The sequence below is a fragment of the Bradyrhizobium sp. 192 genome, assembly GCF_023100965.1.
GTDB classification, from domain to species: domain Bacteria; phylum Pseudomonadota; class Alphaproteobacteria; order Rhizobiales; family Xanthobacteraceae; genus Bradyrhizobium; species Bradyrhizobium symbiodeficiens.
Map to the genome: position 1 here is coordinate 5,172,457 of NZ_CP064690.1, position 14,923 is coordinate 5,187,379.

The following is a 14,923-nucleotide window of genomic DNA, read 5'->3' on the forward strand; positions in this document are numbered from 1 at the left end:
TTGTGGACGAGAGGGAACACGGATTCCTGCGGGAGACGTTCCATCGATGTTGTTCTTTGTGATCATCGCAAGCTCCTTCCGACCAAATCGTGATGCAGCACTGACAATTGACTGAGAGCGGCTCAGAGGTCTCCCGCTCGTCGGCGTGTCCTACTGCCGTTGCGCAGCCGCCTCCGCGATCTGCTCCGGCGTGAAGGGCTCGAGCTTGACAGTCAGCTTGTCGATCTTGCCCGTGAACTTGAACGGAGAGTCGTAACGATACTCCAAGAGCGCGACCCCGGTCCGGGTGTCCCGGCCGATATCGAAGGTTTCATCCTCCGGAAACGTGATCGGCGTGGTGTGCTCCAGGGAGTTCTTGGCTACGATCTTTCCATCGACGGAGAGAACGCCCGTCCCTCCCTTGCCCAGGCCAGGACCATCGGCCTTGAATTCGAAGACGATGGTGTGCTTGCCGGATTCAAGCTCGGGGCCTTCCCACATGGTGCGCTTGAGGTCGAGCAGGTTGTAGAGGAACACCACCCTGCCGTGGCCCACGCCGAAGTCGCCCTTGCTCAGGAACAGGCCATAGCCGCCGAAGCGTCCGCCTTCGGTGACGATCATGCCCTCCGCGCCGCCCTCGGGCACGTCGACCTCGGCCGTGATGGTGTACGACTTGTTGAGGATGCTGGGCGCGGCGCTTGCAGGCACGCCAGTCAGTTCGCCCGAATAGTTGAACACCGTGCGTCCCGCCGTGAGGCTCGGGCGCGGCGTATTCCAGCGGGCGAGCGAGGAGTTGTCGAGCGGCAGCACATTGTATTTCCTCGCCTCGGCGTAGAAGGCGTCCTGAAGCTGCTTGAGCTTGTCCGGCAGCTGGCTGGCGAGATCGTTGAACTGGGTCGGATCCTCGTTGACGTTGTAGAGTTCCCAATTATAGCCGGTGATGACGTCCGGAGGCGTCTTGGTGCTGAGCTCCCAGGGGATCGTCGCCGGCGTCGTGGCCGCCACCCAGCCGTCCTTGTAGATCGCGCGGTTGCCGAGCATCTCGAAGTATTGCGTCGCGTGCCGGGTGGCAGCGTTGCCGTTCGCCTTGTCCCAGGTGTACGCCATGCTAACCCCTTCGACAGGGCTCTGCTTGATCCCGTTGATTGTCTCGGGTTGCGGAATTCGGGTCGCTTCCAGGATGGTCGGAACGATGTCGATCACGTGATGGAATTGGCGCCGGATGCCGCCCGCGTCGTTGATGTGACCGGGCCACGACATGACGACGCCCTGGGCCGTGCCGCCGAAGTGCGACGGCACCTGCTTGACCCACTTGAACGGCGTGTCCATCGCCCATGCCCAGGGCGCCGCGAAGTGCGGGAACGTCCGCTCCGAGCCCCAGAACGGGTACCAGAGAAACTGGTCCTTCACCGGAACGGCGACGCCATTGAAGGTGGTGAACTCGTTCGGCGTGCCGTTGATCATACCTTCGGAGCTCGCACCGTTGTCGCCGCCGATATAGATGATCAGGGTGTTGTCGAGCTCGCCGAGATCTTCGACGGCCTGGATCACACGGCCGATTTCATGATCGGCATAAGCCAGGAAAGCGCCATACACGTCCGCTTGCTTGATGAAGAGCTTCTTCTCGTCGAAGCTGAGCGAATCCCACTGTGGCAGGTCTTTCGGCCAGGGCGTCAGCTTGGCGTTGTCGGGCATGATGCCCAGGCGCTTCTGGTTGGCGAAGATGGTCTCGCGCACCTTATTCCAGCCGTCGTCGAACAGGTGCATTTCACTGATCTTCTTGATCCACTCAGGCGTCGGATGATGTGGCGCATGTGTGGCTCCGGGCACATAGTACACGAAGAACGGCTTGTCGGGCGCGACCTCCTTGAGCTGCTTGATGTGCTGGATGGCGTCGTCCGCCATCGCCGTCTCCAGATTCCACTTGGGATTGCCCTCGAACGGATAGATGGCCGTGGTGTTGCGGAACAGGTTCGGCTGCCACTGGCTCGCGTCTCCGCCGACGAAACCGTAGAAATAGTCGAAGCCCATTCCGTTGGGCCATTGCTCGAAGGGTCCAGCCTGGCTCGACTGGTAGGAGGGCGTGTTGTGATCCTTGCCGAACCACGAGGTGTCGTAGCCGTTCGCCTTCAGGATCGTGCCGATGGTGCCCTTCTCGATGGGAATGATCGAGTCGTAGCCGGGAAAGCCAGTTGCTATTTCGCCGACCACGCCGAATCCGACCGAATGATGGTTGCGGCCGGTGATGAGTGCTGCGCGGGTCGGCGAGCAAAGTGACGTCGAGTGAAAGTTCGTGAACCGCAGCCCCGCTTTCGCGATGCGATCCATGGAAGGTGTAGGTATGACGCCGCCGAATGTGCTGGGTGCGCCGAACCCCTGGTCATCGGTCATAATGAGCAATACGTTGGGTGCGCCCTTCGGCGGCACCACGCGCGGCGCCCACCACGGCTTCGATTCGGTGGCCTTCTCCCTGATGACACCGCCGAACTTCGGGTCTGGAGGCGGGATCTGCTTGCCGTCGATCGTGATAGTGGCGCCGGGATCACCCGAAACGCCAGTCATCTGCTGAGCCGACACCGGGGCACCGATGATAAGGACAAGAAGACTCGCGCCTGCGAGCAAGCAGCCAAAGATTTTCATGACGCAGGTCTCCCGTCATCTGAGAAAGGGCCGACACGCTTCAAAAATGAGTCAGACGTTCGTCCCGCTCGCAGGAGGGACGTTCGGAGGCGATCAGCAGGGTCGATTCGAATAGTGGTCAGGCGCCGCAAATGCTCCTTCGCGGCGTCTCACAGCTTGTTTCGGTTCTTGCTCGCGCCCCTCAATTTTGGAGCGTCCGCCGTCGATTTCGCCCAATCCGCCATTTGCATACAGGTCAGCAGGTCGACATAGCTGTCACTGCCGCCGGCAGTCGCCTCACCTTCGCACTGGTTTCGAAGGGTGTCGGAATTCTGGAGCCAGACGGTGTTGAGCTGTTTGAGCGCGGTATTCTCGTCGCGCATGCAGTTGTCGTAGCTCTCCGGCAAAGTCAAACCCATTGCCTTGTCGGTGGCTACGGTCGCCTTGCACAGCGCCTCGACATCGAAGTGAGGGACGCGGTCGCTGACGGAAATCGGCGGCTGGCCGACCATCATTGCCAACGAGAGCAATGCAATTTTCATGGTAGAATTCCCCGGGTGAGACCTTACCGAAGTTGAAACTCCATCCGACGACATCCGTGCGAGTGGATGTTGATCTGAATCAAGGAATAGATGTGGGTTGGCTCCTCACTGAATAGGGCGCGAGAGCTGAGCACTCTGTCGATGGCCGCCGTTGAGCGGATGCCATCCTTACCTTTCTTTGCCTTCGTGATTTTTCTTCGCCAGCGCTCGGAGGGTAAGCTGGTGGCACACGAGCGAGGCATTCCGGCACCAGGAGCGGATCGCGCCAGGGACGTGCGACCCGACCCGCGCAGGACATGTCGCTTAAGCAGCGCGCTCACCAGCGATCCGGAGCAGGCTTCCCGCTCCGTTCCGTCGCGGTCGCCGCGGCCATCCTGACTGTATTCTTCGCAGCCCCCGGTATTTTGGTCTACCTTCGCAACATGGGCGAGGCCGCCGGGCTCACAATCGGCAACGCTGCGAGGTCGCCGGCCAGACGGGTTCAGTAAGGCGGCGCCTTGCGCGCCCGCTGCGCTTTCGCCGCCTCGATCCACCAGGCGAGGTCGTCGGCAAAGCGCGGGAACGCGCGCTCCAGGGCCTTGCCGCCGTCGCCGATCGGCTCGCCCTCGGCCGACAGCGTCTGCGCGATCGGACCGACGCCGATGGTGCTCGACACCACCACCATTCCCATCTCGGAGAGCGTGCCGTGCCAGGCGGTTGCGGCGCGCGCGCCGGACAGGCGGCCGGCCGAATAGCTCACGATCGCGGCCGGACGCCAAAACCACTCTTCGAGGAAATGGTCGGTGAGATTCTTCAGGCCGGGCTGGATGCCCCAATTGTACTCGCCGGTGACGAAGACGAAGCCGTCGGCGCTGCGGATCTGCCCGGCCAGATTCTCCAGCGCCTCGGGCGCCGAGCCCTTCGGATACTCCTTGTACATGCGGTCGAGCATTGGCAGCCCGATCGCCTTGGCGTCGATGAAGGTCACCTCGTCGCCGCGCTCGCGCAGCCGATTGATGACGAAATTTGCAAGGCGGATGCCCATGCGGTCGGAGCGGTAGGAACCGTAGAGAACGAGGATGCGATTGCTCATCCCCTGACGGTAGCACGAAACCGGCGGCCGCCCTACTCGATTTGCCAACTATCGCCCGCGTCCGCACTCCAGCGTTTGCGACGGCGTCTCGCCAAACTGGTCGCGGTAACTTCGGGAGAAGTCGCTGAGATGCCAGAAGCCGAACGCGAGCGCCACGGCTTTGACACTGCCGGCGCCCGCGAGCAGGCGCTGGCGCACCAGCCACAGCCGGCGCAGACGCAGGTAACGGTGCAGGCTCATGCCGCGATAGCGGCGGACGACGTCGTGCATCGTGCGGACGGACAATCCGAGCTTGCGGGCAATCTCCTCGCTGTAGATCGGCTGCGAGAGATCGTCGGACAGGAGAGCGCTGATATCCCTGAATATCCTGAAGTTCCGCTCGTCGTTGGGACGCAGGGTCCAGCGGGCCGAAACGACGTTTTCCAACGCGTGGTCGACGGCCGCGAGAAGAGACTCCCTCATTGCTCTCGCCTTGAGCGGAATATCTGACGCCTCGACCGGCGCTGAGGCCGCGGCGACGATCTCGCGAACCACACTGCGCAACCGATGAATGCCAACGGCGCTCGTTTCGAAAATCTTGAAGCTCTGGGTTGGTCTCGGCCAGCCGCGCTCAGTCACCTCCGGCCTGAAAATCACAGAGGCGATCTGCCGCTGCACTTCCTCGATGATGGTATAGGCCGCGCCGCCGCTGCCGATGACGACAGCCGGACGCATACGCTGCGAGCCGTTGAAGCGTATCGGCACGTCGAGGTCGTCCATCGTGAAACCAACCGCCGTGCAATTCTCGACAAGCTGGGCGTCGACCACGCGCGGAAATGCGGTCGTCAGATTCACGTCGCATCCAGGCATCGACAGAATGATCTGCTCGGCCGAAATCCTCCGAACAAAAGGCGTAAACTCGAAGTTCAGGCCTCGGATGGCATTTCGAAATTCATCGACATCTGAAAAGCGAAATATTCTGGGTGCCAAGCTGGGCACATCATCAATGCTGTTCATGGCGACGAGAAGCGCAGCGTCGCAACGACACGCGCCCGGCAATGAGCCGTTCGCTCCCCCCTTCGGTTTTACGTCAGACCGAGGGAATCGATCTGAGCGTGTGCCCTCAGGAGACGAGCGTCCAGTCCTGAGGACAAGGAGGGACGCGGGATCTCGCCAAATTTCGATAGCGTTTTCCGGTCATTCGGTACCCGGCTGCGCAATCCATAAAAAGCAAATTAACGCCTTTCGGGCGAAATGAACCGCGTTAGATCGTCAAAGTCATTGCATCCGGGCCCCCTGCCATGATGGCAAACGCGCCTGCTAATATATTGATCGAGCTGGAGGATGCGGTCGCAACCTGCCCGTTGGACCGTTGCGCCCGCATCCTCGAAGGCATTTTGCAGCTGCTCAGCGGCAGCCGTGAGCAGCCGCAGCAATTGCTTGCCAATGTGGTCGACCGGGTCCTGCTGCGGTTGATGGAGCGGCTCGACGCCAGCGCGTTGATCCAACTCGGCGATGCGCTCGCCGAACTCAAAGCAGCTCCACCGGAGACATCGAGACGCCTTGCCTCGCACGATGATCCCGACGTCGCCTGCCGCGTTCTGCTCAAATCGCTGGCGCTGTCCGCGTCCGATCTTGAAACGATCGCGATCTCGAGCGGCGAACCACAGCAGCTCGCGATTGCTGCCCGCGCGCGCATCGAGCCGCAATTGACCGAGACGCTCATCAGGCGCGGCGTCCGAGCCGTCCACCTTGCCCTGATCGGCAACGCAGGTGCACAATTCTCCGATGCCGCCTACGTCGCACTCGTCGAGACGTGCGCAGGCGATGACGAACTCACAAAGGCTCTGGCGCTGAGACCAGGCACGCCAGATCCGATCTTGAAGAAATTGCTGTCGGCCTCGCCGGCCCCCAACGCTCGCGCGGAGACAAAGGCTCCCTCCGTTTCGGCTCCACAAGCGGCAGCGCCGATTGTGCCCCGGTTGCCCAGTGCGGCCGCCTATGCGAGCGCTCGGCCGGAGATCGTCGCGCTCAACCGCATCGGCAAGCTCAACGATTCCACGGTCAATCGCTTCGCGATCCGCGGCGAGACCGCCAATTTGCTCACGGCCTTGTCGGTGCTTTCGGGGACTCCCGTCGAGATCGTCGAGCGCGTCATGACCGACGACGATTGCGAAGGACTGGTCATGGCCTGCCGGGCTTCGCGGCTGAACTGGCAGACCACGCTCGCCATCCTGAGCAACCGCAGCTGGACCAGACTTTCCTTTGCCGAGCGCGAACGCGCACAACTCATTTTCGAGACGCTGCTTCTGTCGACCAGCCAGTGGACGGTGCGGTGGGGGGAAATCGCCGCAAGCGTCAAGGGGAGCAGTCGGGGAAGTCGCGGCGCAAAAGCGGGGGCTAGCCGATGAAGTTCGACGGCCGCAAGGCGGCGCGCGTGAAGTTGGATCACAAGCAGCCGGTCAATCTGATGGGCTCGGACGGCACGTGGCGCCGCGGCTGCGTTCTGCTCGACATCTCACAAAGCGGAGCCAAGATCGAGGTCGAGGGCACGCTCGACGTACTCCAGGCCAAAGAATTCTTCCTGCTGCTGTCTTCGACTGGGCTCGCCTACCGGCGCTGCGAGCTGGTCTGGATCGACGGCACCACGGCGGGCGTGCGCTTCGTCACCGCAGAGGGCAAGAAGAAGCCGGCAGACCGACAGATCGCGGCAACGCAGAACTCGATTCAGAGCAAGTAAGCCGGGGGAATCCTTTCCCCGGATTGAACTATGGCAACGTCGAGGTCGAACCGTGCAGAACGCGCGAACCTTACCAAGCCCCGTCAAGCGTGACGCCGGGATCCGAGAGCGGGAAGTCGCCCGCCCATTCGTTCATGTGCTGGCCGACACGTCCGATAAGCTGTCAGGCGTGTGCTCGATCGTCGAAGACAAATTCACCGTTGCGGGCGAACGGCTCGACGCCGATTCCAAATTGTCACAGCAGCCGTTCGCCTTCGTCATCCGCGCGGAGCTGCGCGACGTCGGGACCATCGCGGCCATCAAGAAGCGGGCCGGCAAGCTGGCGAAGGCGAAAAAACGCATCTTTCTGCTCGATCACACCTCCCACGCGGTCGTATCGCAGGCCTACGCACTCGGCGCGACGCTCGTCCTTCCCGGACCGGTCAACCGGGTCAAATTGCTGGCGGCGCTGTCCGATCCGGCAGAGCCGTCGTCTGCCTCGTCAGGCGAAACCGCGCAATCCGGCAACGCCGTCGAGACCGCGGCGACCGCCATCGCGTCGATGTTCACTTCGGTGACGTTGAGCCAGCCGCTCGATGTTGACGGCGCCAGGGAAGCCGGCCGCCAGATCGCCGATCGCATCACCCAGCATGGCCTGTCGGAATGGCTCACGACGGTGCGGCGTCATCACGAGGGGACCTATCAGCATTGCCTGCTCGTGACCGGCCTCGCCATCGACTTCGGCCTGAGCCTCGGCATCGGCAGGCCCGATCTGGAGCGTCTGTATACGGCAGCCATGTTCCACGATATCGGCAAGGCCCGGATCCCGCTTGCGATCCTCGACAAGCCCGGCCGCCTCGATCCCGAGGAACGTGCCATGATCGAGACTCACCCGGCGGCGGGCTACGATTTCCTGAAGGGCCACGACAAGATCTCGCCCGAGATTCTCGACGCCGTGCGTCATCATCACGAATATCTCGACGGCAGCGGGTATCCGGATGCTCTCTGCGGCGAGAGCATCAGCGACCTCGTTCGTATTCTCACGATCTCGGACATCTTCGCGGCATTGATCGAGCATCGCCGCTACAAGCCGACGATGCCGCGCCTGGAGGCTTATAACATCCTGTGCGGAATGAACGGCAAGCTGGAGAAGGCTCTTGTAGCCTCCTTCAGGCAGGTTGCGCTCACGAGGTGAGCGCAACGGCGCGACAATCATGACGGGACCGGCGCAACGAACCCGCTAGTGGGTGGCGCGATGGCTGGCGCGGCGCGGGATGGACCGGCAGGCCAGCCCTTCGGCCAGCAGCTTCATGTCCTCATGCCGGCCACTGCGAATCAGCCGGCCGAACTCTTCGGGGGTGAAGGGGAGACTTGGATCAGCATCGATCGGGCGCCGCAGCCGCGGGCCGAAGAACCGTCGAACCAGGCTAGCCAGCCGCCGCATGTCAATTCCCTCGCGCCAGCAACAAAGCTCTCAGGAGGCATATTGTTCCTCCCGCATCTTCGAGATTGCAAGAGGCCGCAAGGAGTCCACACCAAAAATTTCTGCCAGAGAATAATCTCCTCTCCGTCGTCCTAATCGACAAAACCGACGTAACGCACAAACTCCTGATTGTGCTCGCGGTCCGAGCGCACCGCGTTGGCGGCAAAGTCGTCGTCGGGATAGCCCATCGCGACGCAGGTCATGATCACCTCGTCTTCCGGAATTTCCGCGACCTCGCGCACGATGTCGGAGCGCATGATGCCCTGCCCGTTGATGACGGAGCCGAGACCGCGATCCCATGCCGCGAGCACGATGCCGTAGCAGAGCGCGCCGAGATCGAAATGGCAGACGGCGCCGGGGTCGAGCACGCGGTCGTAGGTCAGGACGAGCGAGACCGGCGCGTCGAACTGGCGGAAGCCGCGCAGCACCCAGTCCTGCCGCATCGGCTTGTCGTCGCGCGCGATCCCCATCGCGCCGAACAGCTTCTTGGCGACGTCGACCTGCCGCGTGCGATGCACACCCTGGTACTCGCCGTGGCTGATGATGTCGCGCTTGACCTTGGCCCCGCCGATCATCTCTTCCATGTTGCGGCGGCGAACCTCCTCGAGCGGCGAGCCGGTGAGTACATGGACGTGCCAGGGCTGGGTGTTCATCGATGACGGCGCGCGCTTGGCGCTCTCGATGATCGCCTCGATCACCGCGCGCGGCACCGGCTCGTTCCGGAAGCCGCGCACGCTGCGGCGCGACTGGACCAGCGTTTCGAATTCCACCTCGTGAACCTCCCTGCCCTTCATCCGGCCCTGAACACCGTTGCCGATGCGGCACGCAAAACCTATGCTACCCCGCAAGCAAGTCCAAGAATCCAGTGAGGAACAATGCCCGCACCGCTCGATCCCGTCATCGCCCAGATCATTCCGCTGCTGCCGCTGCGCGATCCCACCGCGATGACGCCACAGAGCGCGCGCGATTCCTTGCGTGCACTGGCTGCCTCCCGCGCCGCCATTCCGCCGCCGCCGGTCGAGACCGTGCAGGATATCGAGGTGAGCGGCGGCGCCGGGCCGCTTCCTGCCCGCCTCTACCGGATCGGCACCACGCCCGCGCCGACCGTGGTGTTCTTCCACGGCGGCGGCTGGGTCGCCGGCGACATCGAGACCCACGACCGGCAGGCGCGCAATCTCGCGATCGAGACCGGCGCCGTTGTCATCTCGGTCGATTATCGCCGCCCGCCCGAGACGCGGTTTCCCGGCGCCTTCGAGGATGCGTTCGCGGCCGTAAGCGACATCTTCAACCGCGTCGCGGAATTTGGCGGCGACGCAAAACGCCTTGGTGTTGCCGGCGATAGCGCCGGCGGCAATCTCGCCGCCACCACCGCGATTGCCTGCCGCGATGCCGGCATCAGGCTTGCCGGGCAATTGCTGGTTTATCCCGTGACCGACGTCCTTGGCGCCTACGCCGATGCGGGCGAGAACGCGCGCTATCCCTCGCGCGCCGAGAATGCCGACGGCTACTTCCTGACGCGTGCCACCATGGAATGGTTCTGCGGCCACTATCTCGCCGACCCCAATCACGCCCTTGACTGGCGCGTCTCGCCGCTGCGTGCACCGTCGCTCAAGGGCCTCGCGCCCGCGATCGTGACCACCGCCTGGTTCGATCCCCTGCGCGACGAGGGCGCGGCCTATGCGCGGGCGCTGGAGGCTGCCGGCGTGCCCGTGAAACACCATGAAGGCCCCGGCCTGATCCACGGCTATTTTGGCCTCGGCGATGCCTCCGAGGTCGCGCGCGCCGAAGCACAGCGCGCACGGGCCGGCTTCAAGGCCCTGCTCATGCGGGGCGCATGAGGAGGCGCTAGGTGCTCGGCACTGGCTGCGCCGCCGTGTGCCCCCAGGTTTCGTCCCAATCCTGACCGGCGGCGTCGACGACGCGGCCGTCGGCTTCGAAGAACTTGTTCGGCACCTGGAAGATCGCCAGGATCAAGGCGCCCTCTGGACACCAGGCGGCATGCCGGCTGCCCGCCTCGCGCCAGATGAATTCGCCGGCGTTGCAGGCGATGCCCTCGGCCGGCCCCTCCTTGTCGACGAGCGCGCCTTCGATCACCCAGCTCTGCTCGATGCCGACATGCTCATGATCGGGCAGCACCGATCCCGGCGCAAATCGCATCAAGGCGGTCATCAGGCCGGTGCGGCGATCGAACAGCAGCGTCTTGGCCTCGCAGCCTGGAAAGCGCGTCGTCTGCCAATCCATGTCTTGAGGCCGAACCAGATGCGAATGCTGATCGGCGGCTTCCGAGTGTTTCGGGATCACGGCGTCCATCACGATGCTCCGTCCGGCTAAGCTGGCCAAGGCTAGCAGGGTTGCCCGCCGCGGTCAGCGAGCAGTGCAACAGGAAGCGAGCCCGGCCAGAGCTCCCGCTCGGAAAAATTCGCCAGCCGAACCGGACGGCGGGCCCTCATCCAGCTTGATTGCGCCACGATTCCCGGTTCCAATCTCTCCGCCATTTCTGGTTTACGGAGATACCCATGATGAAGCGGATTTTCCTGGCTGCGATCGTTGCCACCTTTGCAGCGGGCTCGGCCTTCGCGGACGACACCTGTGAGAGCAAGGCGGTCGGCAAGGACGGCAAGGCGCTGGCCGGCGCCGCCAAGGCCTCGTTCCTGAAGAAGTGCAAGGCGGACGCCTGCACGCCCAAGGCCGTCAGCGCCGACGGCAAGCCGCTCGCCGGCGCCGCCAAGAACAGCTTCATGAAGAAGTGCGAGATGGGCGCGTAAGCGCCTGGAGAGATCCTCGAAAGTCATCCCAAGACGTCATCGGGCTCGATTGAGACCGTATCGAGCTCGATTTGCTGATTCTAATATCTCCAATTTGGCCGCTTCGATGCGTTTGCGGCTTCAGCTCCCTGCGCCGACTCAGGGGCACGACCGGCGAGTGTCCTGATCTTGGTCACCACAGCTTCGCAACCGACCAAAGCGGCCGTGCTGACGGGCGCAACGATGATCTGCTTCGCGGCGAACTCGTTGCTGTGCCGGCTCGCGCTGGGGCCGGGGCTGATCGATCCCGCAAGCTTCACGACCGTGCGCGTTCTGGCGGCGGTCGTCATTCTGGCGCTGGTGGTCTGGCAACGCTACGGGCATTTGCCGTCATTTGCCTACGCCAAGGTCAGGTCGGTGGCCGCCCTGTTCGTCTATCTGATCTGCTTCTCGTTCGCTTATGTGCGGCTGACGGCAGGCACGGGCGCCCTGATCCTGTTCACCGCCGTGCAGCTCACGATGTTCTGCGTCGCGCTGCGGGAGGGAGAGCGTTTCTCCGCAGCCGGCTGGATCGGGCTTTCAATCGCAAGCCTCGGCCTCATCTGCCTGGTTCTGCCGGGCGTCAGCGCGCCCGATCCCCTCGGCGCGATCCTGATCGCCGTATCGGGAATCGCCTGGGGCGTGTTCTCGCTGTCGGCAAGAGGCGTCGATCATCCCATCGAGGCCAACGCTATCAATTTCCTCTGCTGCCTGCCGCTTGCCGCCGCGGTGAACCTCTGGCAGCTCTCCGATGTCCATGTCACGTCGACCGGGCTTGCCTATGCCATCGCATCCGGCGCGGTGGCCTCGGGGCTCGGTTATGTGATGTGGTACGTCACGCTGCGCCATCTGTCGGCAGCACGCGCGGCCTCCGTTCAGCTTTCCGTCCCTGCCATCGCCGCGATCGGCGGCGCGCTCTTCCTGGCCGAGCCGGTCACGCTCCGATTGCTGCTCGCCTCCCCCGCCATGCTTGGCGGCATCGCCTTGGTGCTCGCGCAACGCAGCCAGCGATAAAGCGCCTTCCGAATCTTGAGCCCCGTTTTCGATCCGATCGGAACGGTAACCGCTCTAGCGGCTCCGCTAGCGCTTCAAGCCCGCTTGAACCGGTAGTCGAACGCCCCATCCAGCGGCTTGATCAGTCCGACCGTCGGCGCCGGAAAATGAACCGGCAGGATCAGCGTGTCGGTGTCCGCAACTGACGCAAAAAACTTCCGCCGCGACACCGCCGACTGCTTCGGGTCCCAATCCGGCTTCGCCGACCAGTCCGGCTCGCGGCACTGGATCTGGTGATGCATGAGATCGCCCGCGACCACCGCGCGCTGCCCCTTCGAAAAGATGTTCACGCAGCAATGGCAGGGCGAATGCCCCGGCGTCGGCGTCAGCGTGACGGTATCGTCGAGCGCGTAATCGTCGTCGACCAGGAGCGCCTGCCCGGCCTCGACGATCGGCAGGCAATTGTCGCGAAACACGGTACCGGGCGGATTGCTGCCCTTGGCGTGCTCGGCCTCCCAGGCCGCATACTCACCCTTGTGGAAGACGTATTTCGCATTCGGGAACGTCGGCACCCAGCGCCCGTCGCGCAAACTCGTGTTCCAGCCGGTGTGGTCGATATGCAGATGCGTGCAGAACACGTAGTCGATCTGCTCAAAACCGATGCCGAACGCGAACAGCTCGTTACGCCAGCGCTCCTTGCCGGGAAAATCGAACGGCGGCGGATGGCCCTTGTCCTCGCCAGTGCAGGTATCGACCAGAATAGTGTAGCGCGGCGTGCGCACGACGAAGGTCTGATAGGTGATCACCATCATGCCGCGCGCGGCGTCGAACACCTCCGGCTCCATCGTCGGCAGATGACGGGCGAACACGCTCTCGTCATAGGCCGGGAAGAAATCCTGCGGTCGCCGCCACGGCCCCTCCCGCTCGATGACGGCGTCGATGGTGATGTCGCCGATCCGCAGTTGCTTCATGATGGTTCGCTCCCTTTTTTGCAGGGAGCGTAGCGCAGGGCGCTAACCCGTCAAGCCACGCCGCGGAATGCTAGCTTCGCAGTCCCGGCGCTTCCTGCCCGGTGCGCGCGACATATTCCGTGTAGCCGCCGCCGAACTGGTGGATGCCTTCCGGCGTCAGCTCCAGCACGCGGTTCGAAAGCGTCGCCAGGAAGTGCCGGTCATGCGAGACGAACAGCATGGTGCCCTCGAAATCCGACAGCGCATTGATCAGCATTTCCTTGGTGGCGAGGTCGAGATGGTTGGTCGGCTCGTCCAGCACCAAAAAGTTCGGCGGGTCGAACAGCATCTTGGCCATCACCAGGCGCGCCTTCTCGCCGCCCGAGAGCACGCGGCAGCGTTTCTCGACGTCGTCGCCGGAGAACCCGAAGCAGCCCGCAAGCGCGCGCAAGGATCCCTGCGCCGCGGTCGGAAACGCGTATTCGAGCGACTGAAACACCGTCTGCTCGCCGTCGAGCAGGTCCATCGCGTGCTGGGCGAAATAACCCATCTTGACGCTGCCGCCGACCGCCACCGTGCCCTGGTCCGGCTCGCTCGCGCCCGCAACGAGCTTGAGCAGCGTCGATTTGCCCGCGCCGTTGACGCCCATCACGGCCCAGCGCTCCCTGCGGCGGATCATGAAATCCAGTCCGTCATAGATCCGCTTGCTGCCGTAACCCTTGTGGACGCTCTTGAGCGCCACGACATCCTCGCCCGAGCGCGGCGCCGGCGGAAAATCGAATGCCACGCTCTGGCGCCGCCGCGGCGGCTCGACCCGCTCGATCTTGTCGAGCTTCTTCACCCGGCTCTGCACCTGGGCCGCATGCGAGGCGCGCGCCTTGAAGCGCTCGATGAACTTGATCTCCTTGGCGAGCATGGCCTGCTGGCGCTCGAACTGCGCCTGCTGCTGCTTCTCGTTCTGCGCGCGCTGCTGCTCGTAGAATTCGTAATCGCCGGTATAGGTGGTGAGCGAGCCGCTATCGATCTCGATCACCTTGGAGATCACGCGGTTGATGAACTCGCGGTCGTGCGAGGTCATCAGCAGCGTGCCTTCGTAATCGTGCAGGAATTTTTCCAGCCAGATTAGGCTTTCGAGATCGAGATGGTTGCTCGGCTCGTCGAGCAGCATGACATCAGGACGCATCAGGAGGATGCGGGCGAGCGCCACGCGCATCTTCCAGCCGCCGGAGAGTTTTCCGACGTCGCCCTCCATCATCTCCTGGCTGAAGCCGAGGCCGGACAGCGCCTCGCGCGCGCGGCCATCGAGCGCATAGCCGTCGAGCTCCTCGAACCGGTGCTGCACCTCGCCGTAGCGGGTGATGATCTCGTCCATCTGGTCGGCCTTGTCGGGATCGGCCATGGCGGCCTCGAGCTCGCGCAGCTCGGCCGCGACCTCGCTGACGGGACCTGCTCCATCCATCACCTCGGCCACGGCACTGCGGCCAGACATCTCGCCGACGTCCTGGTTGAAATAGCCGATGGTGATGCCGCGATCGGTCGAAACCTGCCCCTCGTCGGGCAATTCCTCACCAGCGATCATCCGGAACAGGGTGGTCTTGCCGGCGCCGTTCGGCCCGACCAGGCCGATCTTCTCGCCCTTGTTGAGGGCAGCGGAGGCTTCGATGAAAAGGATCTGGTGGCCGGCTTGCTTGCTGACGTTGTCGAGGCGGATCATGGGGTCTTTTCAGGGGGATTTTTGCGTTGCAGCGTCATAGGCCATGCGGGCCGCCGGGGGAAGCCCGGCGGGGTACGGATTCCTGCCCAC

The 14,923-nt window shown here is 63.5% G+C and carries 15 protein-coding genes; 6 read left to right on the forward strand and 9 right to left on the reverse strand.

All coding sequences use genetic code 11. From position 1 onward, the window contains the following. Positions 1–150: 150 nt before the first annotated feature. From IVB24_RS23850 to IVB24_RS23865, 4 genes are all read right to left on the reverse strand, one after another. Positions 151–2,541 (reverse strand): arylsulfatase, encoded by a 2,391-nt coding sequence (locus IVB24_RS23850; protein ID WP_247769254.1) that lies wholly within the window; start codon positions 2,539–2,541, stop codon positions 151–153. A gap of 227 nt (positions 2,542–2,768) precedes the next feature. Then, complete coding sequence (locus IVB24_RS23855) at positions 2,769–3,140, reverse strand: hypothetical protein (RefSeq protein ID WP_247769255.1); 372 nt, start codon at positions 3,138–3,140, stop codon at positions 2,769–2,771. Between the two features lie 481 nt (positions 3,141–3,621). After that, a complete protein-coding gene (locus IVB24_RS23860) occupies positions 3,622–4,212 on the reverse strand; it encodes an NADPH-dependent FMN reductase (protein WP_247769256.1) in 591 nt (196 codons plus the stop codon). 48 nt (positions 4,213–4,260) lie between these two features. Continuing rightward, a complete protein-coding gene (locus IVB24_RS23865) occupies positions 4,261–5,208 on the reverse strand; it encodes a helix-turn-helix domain-containing protein (RefSeq protein ID WP_247769257.1) in 948 nt (315 codons plus the stop codon). 284 nt (positions 5,209–5,492) lie between these two features. Here IVB24_RS23865 and IVB24_RS23870 point away from each other — a divergent pair, with 284 nt between their 5' ends. The 3 genes from IVB24_RS23870 to IVB24_RS23880 are packed head-to-tail and all read left to right on the forward strand — an operon-like array spanning position 5,493 to position 8,105. Next, positions 5,493–6,602 carry a DUF2336 domain-containing protein gene (locus IVB24_RS23870; protein WP_247769258.1) on the forward strand — a complete coding sequence of 370 codons (1,110 nt, stop codon included), beginning with the start codon at positions 5,493–5,495 and terminating at the stop codon, positions 6,600–6,602. Further along, positions 6,599–6,931, forward strand: coding sequence for a PilZ domain-containing protein (locus IVB24_RS23875; protein ID WP_247769259.1), 333 nt, complete (start codon positions 6,599–6,601; stop codon positions 6,929–6,931). The genes IVB24_RS23870 and IVB24_RS23875 overlap by 4 nt, the downstream gene beginning before the upstream one ends. 52 nt (positions 6,932–6,983) lie before the next feature. Then, positions 6,984–8,105, forward strand: a complete 1,122-nt coding sequence (locus IVB24_RS23880) for an HD domain-containing phosphohydrolase (RefSeq protein WP_094974437.1) — start codon at positions 6,984–6,986, stop codon at positions 8,103–8,105. A gap of 45 nt (positions 8,106–8,150) precedes the next feature. Here the strand turns inward: IVB24_RS23880 and IVB24_RS23885 are convergent, their stop codons facing one another. Continuing rightward, complete coding sequence (locus IVB24_RS23885; RefSeq protein ID WP_094974438.1) at positions 8,151–8,354, reverse strand: hypothetical protein; 204 nt, start codon at positions 8,352–8,354, stop codon at positions 8,151–8,153. Between the two features lie 131 nt (positions 8,355–8,485). Further along, positions 8,486–9,163, reverse strand: coding sequence for a nitroreductase (locus IVB24_RS23890; protein WP_247769260.1), 678 nt, complete (start codon positions 9,161–9,163; stop codon positions 8,486–8,488). A 105-nt stretch (positions 9,164–9,268) separates the two neighbouring features. Here IVB24_RS23890 and IVB24_RS23895 point away from each other — a divergent pair, with 105 nt between their 5' ends. Then, a complete protein-coding gene (locus tag IVB24_RS23895; protein ID WP_247769261.1) occupies positions 9,269–10,231 on the forward strand; it encodes an alpha/beta hydrolase in 963 nt (320 codons plus the stop codon). 7 nt (positions 10,232–10,238) lie between these two features. Here the strand turns inward: IVB24_RS23895 and IVB24_RS23900 are convergent, their stop codons facing one another. Beyond that, complete coding sequence (locus IVB24_RS23900) at positions 10,239–10,703, reverse strand: cupin domain-containing protein (RefSeq protein ID WP_247769262.1); 465 nt, start codon at positions 10,701–10,703, stop codon at positions 10,239–10,241. 206 nt (positions 10,704–10,909) lie between these two features. On the opposite strand from IVB24_RS23900, the gene IVB24_RS23905 reads away from it, so the two are divergent. Next, complete coding sequence (locus IVB24_RS23905) at positions 10,910–11,158, forward strand: hypothetical protein (protein ID WP_094974441.1); 249 nt, start codon at positions 10,910–10,912, stop codon at positions 11,156–11,158. Positions 11,159–11,326: 168 nt separating this feature from the next. Next, positions 11,327–12,190 (forward strand): DMT family transporter, encoded by an 864-nt coding sequence (locus IVB24_RS23910; protein ID WP_247769263.1) that lies wholly within the window; start codon positions 11,327–11,329, stop codon positions 12,188–12,190. A gap of 74 nt (positions 12,191–12,264) precedes the next feature. Here IVB24_RS23910 and IVB24_RS23915 read toward each other — a convergent pair whose 3' ends face one another. Together IVB24_RS23915 and IVB24_RS23920 are read right to left on the reverse strand one after the other, a co-directional pair. After that, positions 12,265–13,140, reverse strand: coding sequence for an MBL fold metallo-hydrolase (locus IVB24_RS23915; RefSeq protein WP_247769264.1), 876 nt, complete (start codon positions 13,138–13,140; stop codon positions 12,265–12,267). Positions 13,141–13,210: 70 nt separating this feature from the next. Beyond that, positions 13,211–14,833, reverse strand: coding sequence for an ABC-F family ATP-binding cassette domain-containing protein (locus tag IVB24_RS23920; protein ID WP_247769265.1), 1,623 nt, complete (start codon positions 14,831–14,833; stop codon positions 13,211–13,213). Positions 14,834–14,923 lie beyond the last annotated feature (90 nt).